Source organism: Chryseobacterium sp. 14P4.3.2, assembly GCF_057799275.1.
The window spans coordinates 137763-149307 of the sequence record NZ_JBYOKO010000014.1; the positions used below are offsets into that span (position 1 = coordinate 137763).

Genomic DNA, 11545 nt, shown 5'->3' on the forward strand with positions numbered 1-11545 from the left:
ATGAAAAAAAATAAAATATTAATTGTCTCGTTGATGTTATTGGCAGCAGGGACTTTTACACAGAGTTGTAAAGAAGAGTTTATTGATGTTTCTCCTTCAGAATCTATGACTGTTGGTGATATTGAAAAATTCAATAATAACGATGGAGCTACATATTTTGTCAATTCCATTTATGCTAAATTTTTGGACTGGAACATGAGTACCTTTGCCTGGATTGGAGTAACTTCAATTGTTTCAGATGATGCAGACAAAGGATCTAGCGCAGGTGATAATGGTTCAGATAAAGATATTCTGGATGCCTTGAATTTTACCGCTACAACACCGTCTTTCAAAGAATTATTTGCTTCTAATTATCAGGGGATTAATAGAGCAAATCAGGCATTACTATACATTCCTCAGCTTAAAAATGCTGATGAAAGCTTAAGAAAAAGATTAATGGGAGAAGCAAAATTCCTAAGAGCATTTATGTATTTCACATTGGTGAAGTCATTTGGCGGTGTTCCATTAGTTGATCATGTTCCTGCTACAGACAATGATGCAGACAAAAAAATGCAGTTAACAAGAGTTTCTAAAGAAGAAATTTATGCATTTATAGAAAAAGATCTTAAAGATGCAATAGAAGCATTGCCTGATCGTTCAGCATATGGGGCTTCAAACGTAGGAAGGGCTTCTTCTGGTGCAGCTCATGCTTTATTGGCTAAAGTATATCTTTATCAGAAAAAATGGCAATTAGCACTTGATCAGTGTAATCTGGTAACAGGTTATTCCTTAACTCCGGAATTTATTGATATTTATAAAATCACAGGAGAAAATAATGCAGAATCTATTTTTGAAATTCAAGGGTCAGGAGCTGTAGCTGGTAGAGGAATACAGCAGTATACTCAGGTACAGTCGCCACGTGGTACCGGAGGTTGGGGCTGGGGATTTGCAACGCCAACCCAAGGCTTGTTTGATGCTTATTCTGCAGGTGACTCAAGAAGAGATGCTACTATTATGCAAAGAGGAATGACGCTATATGATGATAGAAAAGTCAACATCAATGCAGATAATAAGTTTTATAATTATAAAGCATATTCTTCAGCTTATTATGATCAGGCTAATACTGATACCAATATCCGTTATCTGAGATATGCTGAGGTTCTTCTGATGAAAGCTGAGGTAATGAACGAATTAGGCCAGACTTCTGCTGCGATTCCATTCTTAAATCAAGTAAGGAATAGAGCTCATATCGGTGATTCTCCGGCATCTACTCAAGCTGATGTAAGAGCAGATATCTGGAAACAAAGAAGATTAGAATTAGCTTTCGAACACGACAGATGGTTTGATTTAGTCAGAACAGGTCAGGCACAGGCTGCAATGGCAGCTGATGGAGGAAAAGTATTCCAGGTTGGTAAGCATGAAGTATTCCCTCTTCCACAGGATTTTATTATGGAAGCAGGGGGGCTGTCTCAGCAAAATCCTAATTATTAGAATGATATAACCACACACTTTAGAGGAGAATGAAAGTTCTCCTCTTCTTTTAGTATAACCAGATAAAAAAGATTTCATGAAAAGGACCTTATTATCAATTGCTGCTGCATCTTTATTGTTTGCATATTCCTGCAAAAACTCCCAAATAGCAAAACAGGATGTTTCCCAAAACCGAGCTGTAAATACTACTGTTACAGATGAGCAGCTCATGAACAAAGTTCAGAAAGATGCCCTGAAATATTTCTGGGATTATGCAGAACCTCATTCAATGCTTGGAAGAGAACGTTATCATGAAGATAAGATCTATCCGGATAACGATAAACACGTTATCACTACAGGAGGTTCCGGATTTGGACTGGCAACCATTCTGGTGGGTGTAGAAAGAGGCTTTGTTCCCAGAAAAGAAGCTGTGAAACGATTGACTACCATGATGGATTTCCTTGCTAAAGCAGACCGTCATAAGGGTGCCTGGTCACACTGGATCAATGGAGAGACAGGGAAAACGGTTCCTTTTGGTAAAAAAGACAATGGAGGAGATCTTGTGGAAACAGCATTCCTTACTTCAGGGATTCTGATGGTTCGTGAATATTTTAAGAACGGAAATGCTGAAGAAAAAAGATTGGCTGCAAAATGTGATGAACTATGGAAAGGAATTCAATGGAACTGGTATACAAAAGGAGGTGAGAAAGTATTGTATTGGCACTGGTCACCGGAGTATCAATGGGAAATGAATTTTCCGCTGGAAGGATATAACGAATGCCTGATCACCTATATTTTAGCAGCTTCTTCACCTACTTATTCTATTGATGAGGAAACCTATTATAAAGGCTGGGCAAGAAACGGGAAGATTCTTTCGGAAAAAACAAAATATGGACTTCCAATGTATGTTAAGCACAACGGAGCTGAAGAGTATGGAGGCCCTTTATTTTGGGCGCAATATTCTTACATTGGATTAGATCCTACCAATTTATCAGACAAACTGATTAAAAATTATTTTGATCTTAATAAGAATCAGGTTCTTATCGATTATAAATACTGTGTTGAAAACCCAAAGCAATGGAAAGGATATGGACCTGAGTATTGGGGGCTGACAGCCGGTTATTCCAGAAATGAAGATGGAAGCACAGGATATAACGCTCATTTTCCACAAAATGATCACGGAGTAATCACTCCGACTGCGGCATTGAGCAGTTTTCCATATACCCCAAAAGAATCTATGGACTTTTTGAGATTTATATACACTCAAAAACCTGAATTTATTGGTTCTGCAGGTCCTTATGATGCTACATCAATCAATTATAATAACTGGACCACTCCAAGATATCTGGCCATCGATCAGGGAACCATTGCACCCATGATCGAAAATTACAGAACGGGATTCCTTTGGAAGCTGTTTATGAATGCTCCGGAAATTCAGCAGGGATTGAAAAAACTAAGCTTTCACTCAGCAAAATATGGAATAAAATAAAATCTTTACTGCGCCATGAGTGCATAAAATAATTATATCAATGCATTCGTGGCCATTTAAAGAAAACATCAAATCCTTTAGCCAAAACCTAAATAACAATATGAAATTAAAATTAAGACATTTTCCCTTTTTACTTCTGCCACTCTCCTTACAGCTGAATGCTCAGGAAATAAAAGCAGAATTGAATAAAGAAATTAAAAAACAGGAAAAAATATCCTATATCCTCGATTATCCTCAGAAAACCAAAGGAAATGTTCCGCTAATTGTTTTTCTTCACGGTTCAGGAGAAAGAGGGAATAATTTGGAAATGGTAAAAGCGCACAGTCCGTTTACCTATAAAGATCTGATCAAAGAGCCGGTAGCTATTCTGGCACCCCAGTGTCCGGAAAATATGTGGTGGGATACCGTTACCGTTTATAACCTGATCAGAGAAATCCAGAAAAAATATAAAATTGATGCCTCCAGAATTTACCTTACAGGGCTTTCTATGGGAGGATGGGGAACCTTAAAGCTGGCAATGGAACATCCTGAAATGTTTGCCGCAGTAGTTTCAGTATGTGCTCCTACAGATCAGGTGATGACTGCCAATATTCAGCAATATAAAAATTTGAACATGAAAATATACCATGGCGGAATGGATGATGTTGTGCTTCCTGAAAATGCTTTTAAATTTTATCAAAAGCTGCATCCTGTCAATCCCTCAGCGGAACTTACTATTTTTCCAAATGATAATCATAACTCCTGGGATTCTGCCTATTCGAACCCACAATTATATGAATGGATGATGTCAAAAAAGAAAGAGAAATAGACACTCTTTGAATTAAAATAAAAATAGAAATATAATTTATAAGAAGATAGATTTATGAAAAAGTTAATTGTAATGGCAACGTTAGCGCTTGCGCCGGTATTTTCGGCACAGGAAATGGTAACGAAGCCCGTTCAGTCTTATCAGACTTCTCAATATGCGGCTAAAAGAAAAGCTTTTGTAGATAATCTTTTGTCTAAAATGACCTTAGATGAAAAGATAGGACAGCTGAATTTACCAAGTTCAGGTGACTTTACTACAGGTTTGGCTAAAAGTTCTGATATTGGAAAAAAAGTTGAACTGGGTTTAGTAGGAGGACTATTCAATATAAAAGGAGCTGATAAAATTAAAGCCGTTCAAAAAGTTGCTGTGGAAAACAGCCGTTTGAAAATCCCTTTGATTTTTGGGATGGACGTTATTCACGGATATGAAACTACGTTCCCGATTCCCTTAGGACTTGCTGCTTCATGGGATATGAACCTTATTCAGCAGTCAGCCAGAGTTGCGGCAAAAGAAGCTTCTTCTGACGGGATCAACTGGACGTATTCTCCAATGGTAGATATCTCCCGCGAACCAAGATGGGGAAGAGTTTCTGAAGGCTCCGGTGAAGATCCGTATTTAGGAAGTGAAATTGCCAGAAATATGGTGTATGGTTATCAGGGTAAAGACTTATCTGCCGGTAATACCATTTTAGCATGTGTGAAGCACTTTGCATTGTATGGTGCAGGTGAAGCAGGAAGAGATTACAACACTGTTGATATGAGCCATGTGAGAATGTTTAATGAATATTTCCCACCCTATAAAGCAGCTGTTGATGCAGGAGTAGCTTCTGTGATGGCTTCTTTTAACGAGGTTGACGGAGTTCCTGCAACAGGAAGCAGATGGCTGCAGACTGAGGTACTGAGAAACAAATGGAACTTTAAAGGTTTCGTTGTTACTGATTACACAGGGATCAACGAAATGGTAGACCATGGAATGGGAGATCTTCAGCAGGTTTCTGCTTTAGCTTTAAAAGCAGGAGTTGATATGGATATGGTAGGTGAAGGATTTCTAACGACCCTTAAAAAATCTTTATCCGAAGGAAAAGTGACGCAGGCTGAAATTGATATGGCAGCGAGAAGAATTCTTGAAGCAAAATATGACTTAGGTCTATTTGATAATCCATATAAACATGGTGATGCTAAACTGGCTGCAAAAGAAGTTTTCAATATGGAAAACAGAAATATTGCCAGAAGTACAGCAGCTCAGTCGATGGTTTTGATGAAAAATGAAAACCAGGTATTGCCTTTGAAAAAGTCCGGAACTGTAGCGGTAATCGGACCATTGGTCAATAATTCATTAAACATGGCCGGAACCTGGAGTGTTGCCGCAAAGCATGATAAATCTGTTAGCTTAATGCAGGGGCTTCAGGCAAATTATGGCAAGGAAGTGAAATTTATTTCTGCAAAAGGAGCAAACATTGATTATGATGCTAAATTAGAAGAAATTTATGCCGCTCACGGTAAGAAAACCGACAGAGACAGCCGTTCAAAAGAAGAATTGTTAAAAGAAGCGGTGGATATTGCTAATAAATCAGACGTGATCGTTTTAGCGATCGGAGAATCTGCAGAAATGAGTGGTGAATCTTCATCAAGAACTGAAATTACAATTCCTCAATCTCAGGTTGACTTATTAAATGAACTAAAAAAAACAGGGAAGCCGATTGCTATGGTTCTTTTTACTGGTCGTCCATTGGCTTTAACGAATGTAAAAGATATTCCTGATGCCATTCTTAATGCGTGGTTTGCCGGCTCAGAAGCAGGAAATGCAATCTCTGACGTTCTTTTCGGAAAAGTAAATCCTTCCGGAAAACTTCCAATGACTTTCCCAAGAAGTTTAGGACAGGTTCCGATTTATTATAATGCAAAAAATACAGGGCGTCCGTTAGACCAGACTTTAGTTGATAAATGTGAATACCAGAGATTCCGTTCAAACTATATGGATGAGTGCAATACACCGCTTTATCCATTCGGATTTGGTTTAAGCTATACAAAATTCAGCTATTCTGATATGGCTGTTTCCAATACCAGTCCGAAAGGAAATCAAACCGTTCAGGCAACAGTTACAGTAACCAATAACGGAAATTATGACGGGGCGGAAGTTGTTCAGTTATATATCAGAGATTTGGTAGGAAGTATTACCAGACCGGTAAAAGAATTGAAAGGATTCCAGAAAATATTTCTGAAAAAAGGAGAGTCTAAAAAAGTCACCTTCGACATCAGCCCGGAAAGTCTGAAATTCTATAACGGAGATTTGAAATATGACTGGGAATCAGGAGAGTTTGATATCATGATTGGTACCAGCTCTGATGAGGTGAAACATTCCAGAATCAACTGGACTAAGTAAGAAACGGTATTAACGGTTCACCATTTTGTGGTTTATGTTTTTTTGGCATGGTTTTTTAATGAATGACATTCTAGTTATTATATTATACAAATCAAAATGAAAAAAACAATTTTACTTAGCGCAATGTTCCTTGGTTCTCTAGTCTTCGCACAAAAAGCACAGGTAGTGGGTGGTGACAGAGATGCACACGGATGCATTGGTTCAGCAGGGTATACGTACTCACAAATTAAAAAAGACTGTGTACGTGTGTTTGAGCAAAAAATAAAGCTTACAGAAGTTGCTCCGAAAGGAAGTTCTACTTCAATGGCTGCCGTTATTTTTAGTAAAGACATGAACAAAGCTGAAGTTTTCGTTAAAGATACCGGAGCTGGGAGTATCATCCTTACCAGAGCAGGCGGAAAAGCCAAAGCCTGGAAAAACGGAGATTACATATTGGTTCCGTACAAAAAAAACGGCTACCAGCTTAAAAAGGATAATGTTGTGATCTACAGATAAGAACATCCATCAAAAAATAGAAAAACCATTCGTAAGAATGGTTTTTTTTGTAACTTATGAAGAAATTAACGAGTATCCTTTTTGGGATATCGTTATACCAACCATCAACAAAAAATTTAAATATGAAAAAAACAATTTTATTCAGTGCAGTATTCCTATGTTCCTTAATTTTTGCACAAAAAAAAGCTCCTGTAGTAGGAGGAGACAGAGATGTTCACGGTTGTATCGGTTCTGCCGGATACACCTATTCACAGTTGAGAAACGATTGTATAAAAACTTTCAGTCAGAAAATAAAGCTGAAAGAAGTCAACTCAGACCAAAGCTACGCTTCAATGACCGCAGTGATTTTCACTAAAAACATGAAAAAAGCTGAAATTTTCATCCCGGACGGAATGGCAAAAAGTATTATTCTGGATAAAGAGGGAAAAGAGAATCTCTGGAAAAGTGGAACGCACATTAAAGACAGCTATGTTTTAGCCCCTTACAAAAAAGGATATCAAATCAAAAAAAATGATGTGGTAATCTATCAGTAAACCAGTTTCCAAAAAAATAAGAAGCCATTCGGAAGAGTGGCTTTTTTAGTACCTCTAAACTGGGGAATTAAAGTGGATAGAATCCATTTTAGGCTGTTAAGTTGTAAAAAGCAGAAATTTTTGTAAGTTATCTTGTCTTTCTCTTACCTGACTTATCAATCCATGATATGGTTTAGAATCTTGACATTAGATAAAATTAAAACTCTGATAATAGGTAATTATAGAGTGCTGTGTTTTGACCTTTTCCTAAGATTATCACTTATAAAAACAGATCAGCTATTCCGTTCTGATGCAAGATTCTTTTAATAAACATACTTCATCTTTATTATGCGTCATGTTCTGTCGCTTTACTGGCCTACTTTTGCTTCAGAATAATGCAGAAATGTACATAACAATAGATTGATATGGCATGATAAACTTTGTTTACATATTTTAATATATGTTAAAAATTGTTAAATTTGCGAAAATAATAAACTAATACGAACTTGAAAATAACACGGGAATGAAAATACTTTTTAGAATATCTATACAGGATATATTAGGATCTTATACTTAGGTCAGTCTTATCATTACAATTTTTCGACATTAAATAATTTTCTGGTATTTCCGGAAGAGGAAGGAATATATACAATGTGTACAATATTGAAAAAATAATTGCACATTATATCGCTTTTGCATGAAATATTTAATACTATATTTAAAAAAAATCAAATACATATGGAAAAAAACTACCCCGGTACATTTGCCTTGTGCACTATTCTGGGATCAGCCCAGGAAATTTTATGGCAGAAGGATTTAAAATCTTCAACACTGGACTTTCTGAGTCAGGATACCACTATTATCGATGAGCAGCTCCTGATTAGCCAAACTTCTACCCGGACTAAGAGTCAACAGAAGAGCATGAAAACAAAGAATAAAGTAACCAAGATGAATACGCAGGCTCTGGTTCAGGGCGCCTATCTGGTGACGATAAAAACGGATACAAGTAAAACAGCGAATGCTAAGGTAATTAAAAAGTAAAAACTAACCATCATGAAAAAAAATACAATAGCTGTTATTTTACTAACAACCCTATGGAGCCATATACTTCATGGACAAGATTATAGTCGCTTAGTTTCTGCTAAAGGGGGAATAGATGGGACCGAAACATTCAATGTTGTACCGCCTTCTCCAGAATCTTATTTTAAAACTCAGTATGGTAATACAGCATTTAATGAATTTAAAGGAACCCCTAATCTAACAATTCCTTTGCATGAGATTACAAGCGGAAGTTTAAAGCTTCCTGTTGCTTTAAATTATTTTAAAGCAGGTGTAAAAGTAAATGATGTACCCAATTCAGTGGGAATGAATTGGATCTTAGAAGCAGGAGGCGTCATTAACAGGACAATCTATGATCTCACTGATGAAATAGCATCACAAAGGGTTATATTAAATGCAAGTGAATTCGGTTATCTTTCTTCTCAAGATGGGGCACAAACTTTGGGGATTTATACACATGACATTTCTGGATCAATAGATAATGAAATAGATATATTCAGTTTTTCAGTCCAGGGCTATAATGGGAGTTTCTATTTAGATAAAAATTTTAAGCCCATTTTATTGACACAAAATTATAATGTTAAAATTGAAACATTGGGTGATTTTAAACAAAATTTTACATTTATTATCACAGCTAATGACGGAACAGAATATACTTTTGGAGGGACAAATGCAATTGAGAAAACCTGGGTTCGTTTAGATAATTCACGTAGTGGAAATACAAGTTTTTATCTTACTAAAATCAAGGATACCTCTAATAATGAGATAAATTTTCTCTATACGGAAGTGAGTTCAAAAATTATTCAGCTCGGGGAAGAAGAGATTGGAATGATAAATTCTCAATCATCATCTTCAGGAACACTTATAACAGCTCCGTCTGGTGCGCAGGTGGGCACTTTCAGTAAAAAATTAAACATAACAAATCCAAAAATTCTAACTAAAATCATTGGAAAAAATGAAGAGATTAATTTTAATTATATAACTGAGCTAAATAGCCCATTTCAAAAGTTGGGGAATATTGTAATTTCACAAAATGGAATAAATATAAAAAAGATAGTTTTTGACTATATCAACAGTACCAGCACCTCTGTCAGTAAAAAAAGATTTTTTCTAACATCCGTCAAAGAATATACAATAAGCAACAATACGGAAACCTTTACCAATGAATACAGTTTAGAGTATGATGCCCCTTTAGATATTCCCGAAAGGCTTTCGAAAAAAATAGATTATTTAGGCTATTTTAATGGCTCCAATAATAACAGTTCATTATTGCCTAATCTCAATTTATTTGGTGAACATGACAGTTTTTTTGATCAGAGTATTTACTATGCAGACCGTAGAGCCAACTTTGAATTTGCTAAAAAAGGAACACTAAAATCTATTACTTACCCTACAAAAGGAAAGACGGTATTTGAATACGAATCATTACAAGCTAAAAAATCTGTAATAAAAGAAAGAAATTGTGTTATCGGAAATACAAATACTATTTACCATCCAGTACTGGATGAAAACGAATGGTACCCACTATCAAATGAATCTTCATTTGTTTTGCAGCCATCAGAAATTACAGGAAATAAAGTAACTATTGATATACACCTTCATTCTGATGCAGAGATCAATCAGCCAAGTAAAGCCAAAGCAATCTTTGAAATAATAGATCAGTCAAACAATCAGGTCGTATACAGCAAACTGGTGCAGGTACAAAAAATGGTTCAGAATGCTAGCTTTTCTTATGTTTTTCAGCCGCAGCCTAATAAGGCTTATCAATTTAAATATAAAATAGCAGACTTATGTAAACAATGTAATGGAGTCGCTGCAGTGGTATATGATAATGGCTGGACAAAAATAGAAGATGCAAATATCAGATTAAAAAAGCAATATGATCTCGCTGAAAATGGACCTGTCAATATTAAAAGATTTTATTATGCAGATTATAAGAATATTAGCAATATGGATATTATTGGTTTACCTTTTCAGCCTTATTTTAGGTCATATGTTTATAATCAAATAATAGGAGTAAACTCATTGCCTCATGAATGTCTTACTTGCTTTGCTTCATCATATACGTCGTTATTCCATTCCGAACCGCAAATATCAAATATTTTTACCTTTTCTGAAAGTGGTGAACAAGCCAGTTTTGACATTTATGATCCCGTATATCCACAAGTAACCATTAGTTATGGAGGTGACAATTTTGAAAAAGGAGGAGAAGAAAAAAAATTTGATACCGAAGCATATACAGTTGAAAACAGCCTTCCACTAAAATACCCCAATGAAGACGGAATGGCTGCTAATACCCAAATAAACAATGCTACAGTTTTAGGAGTATTATCCTCTTCTGCTATGAATAAATTATACAGGCACTTCCCATTAAACAATATTAGCAGCAGATTAATTTCACACCGTATCTTCAGTAATAAAAATGGAAATCTGTTTTTAAAGAAAAGTACCCAAAATATTTACAATTCTATTTTAGAGGGGAACATTTATAGTGTTGCCGGTATTCAGATTTACCCATATATCTTTACAACATCTACGGCAAACCCATCCACTACATTGAATAATATGTATGTAGAGGGCCGTAGATTTCCAACCTACTCCTCTTTTCTGAATGACGTAACCAGTACAGAGTATTTAGAAGATGTACCAATCAATACAACAGATGATACTACTTATAAAAAAATTACTACGATAACCAATTATTTATACAACAATCCGGATAAACAAGTATCCAGAAGCGTAACCTCATTTTCTGATTTCAGTATCCAGGAAACGGTTTATCAGTACGCAGCTGAAAAGGGGAACCAGAAGCTCATTAATGCCAATATGATTGGAATTCCGTTAGAAACTGTAGTGACAAAAAAACAAGATTCTAACGATGCTTTCGGAAAAACTATTTCCAGAAGAGAAACAAGATATGATGATCCTTTGACATTGCTTCCTACATCAATATTATCCTATAATCTTCAAAATAATATGGCTTCTATTGAAATTACCTATGATCAGTATGATGCTAAAGGAAATCTACGTCAGTATACGGCAAAAGATGGAATTCCGACAGCTATTGTATGGGGATATAATAATACGAAACCTATTGCCAAAGTAGAAGGAGTTACTTATCAGCATTTATCCGAGAATTATCCTGTAATGGCGGAAATTATCAGCGCTTCAGATACGGATGCCAATGCCGGAACCAATAATGATGAAACTTCTTTTTTATCAGCACTGCAAAAATTCAGAAGCAAGCTTATCATAGACAGATTTCAGCCACTTGTTACTACATACACCTATGATCCGCTAATCGGGGTAAGAACCATTACCCCTCCTTCTGGGGTCAGAGAAAATTATCTG

Annotated in this window: 7 protein-coding genes and 1 pseudogene; all 8 read left to right on the forward strand. The window is 35.9% G+C overall.

Annotated features, from left to right (window positions below):
* A complete protein-coding gene (locus AC27VX_RS18550; protein ID WP_488697195.1) occupies positions 1–1470 on the forward strand; it encodes a RagB/SusD family nutrient uptake outer membrane protein in 1470 nt (489 codons plus the stop codon).
* 76 nt (positions 1471–1546) lie between these two features.
* Positions 1547–2938 (forward strand): glucoamylase family protein, encoded by a 1392-nt coding sequence (locus tag AC27VX_RS18555; RefSeq protein WP_488697197.1) that lies wholly within the window; start codon positions 1547–1549, stop codon positions 2936–2938.
* Between the two features lie 100 nt (positions 2939–3038).
* Positions 3039–3746 carry a carboxylesterase family protein gene (locus tag AC27VX_RS18560; RefSeq protein ID WP_236854989.1) on the forward strand — a complete coding sequence of 236 codons (708 nt, stop codon included), beginning with the start codon at positions 3039–3041 and terminating at the stop codon, positions 3744–3746.
* A gap of 54 nt (positions 3747–3800) precedes the next feature.
* A complete protein-coding gene (bglX, locus tag AC27VX_RS18565; protein ID WP_236854988.1) occupies positions 3801–6128 on the forward strand; it encodes a beta-glucosidase BglX in 2328 nt (775 codons plus the stop codon).
* 96 nt (positions 6129–6224) lie between these two features.
* Positions 6225–6623, forward strand: a complete 399-nt coding sequence (locus AC27VX_RS18570) for a hypothetical protein (protein WP_488697200.1) — start codon at positions 6225–6227, stop codon at positions 6621–6623.
* Between the two features lie 122 nt (positions 6624–6745).
* Complete coding sequence (locus AC27VX_RS18575) at positions 6746–7156, forward strand: hypothetical protein (RefSeq protein WP_488697202.1); 411 nt, start codon at positions 6746–6748, stop codon at positions 7154–7156.
* 717 nt (positions 7157–7873) lie between these two features.
* Positions 7874–8176, forward strand: a complete 303-nt coding sequence (locus tag AC27VX_RS18580) for a hypothetical protein (RefSeq protein WP_488697204.1) — start codon at positions 7874–7876, stop codon at positions 8174–8176.
* Positions 8177–8188: 12 nt separating this feature from the next.
* Positions 8189–11545 (forward strand): annotated as a pseudogene (locus AC27VX_RS18585) (hypothetical protein); the annotation flags it as partial.

What these genes read in the sequence shown, in the direction of transcription:
- AC27VX_RS18575 (WP_488697202.1), top strand. Translation starts at nt 6,746, where the DNA reads ATGAAAAAAACAATTTTATTCAGTGCAGTATTCCTATGTTCCTTAATT.
- AC27VX_RS18550 (WP_488697195.1), top strand. Translation starts at nt 1, where the DNA reads ATGAAAAAAAATAAAATATTAATTGTCTCGTTGATGTTATTGGCAGCA.
- bglX (WP_236854988.1), top strand. Translation starts at nt 3,801, where the DNA reads ATGAAAAAGTTAATTGTAATGGCAACGTTAGCGCTTGCGCCGGTATTT.
- AC27VX_RS18555 (WP_488697197.1), top strand. Translation starts at nt 1,547, where the DNA reads ATGAAAAGGACCTTATTATCAATTGCTGCTGCATCTTTATTGTTTGCA.
- AC27VX_RS18560 (WP_236854989.1), top strand. Translation starts at nt 3,039, where the DNA reads ATGAAATTAAAATTAAGACATTTTCCCTTTTTACTTCTGCCACTCTCC.
- AC27VX_RS18570 (WP_488697200.1), top strand. Translation starts at nt 6,225, where the DNA reads ATGAAAAAAACAATTTTACTTAGCGCAATGTTCCTTGGTTCTCTAGTC.
- AC27VX_RS18580 (WP_488697204.1), top strand. Translation starts at nt 7,874, where the DNA reads ATGGAAAAAAACTACCCCGGTACATTTGCCTTGTGCACTATTCTGGGA.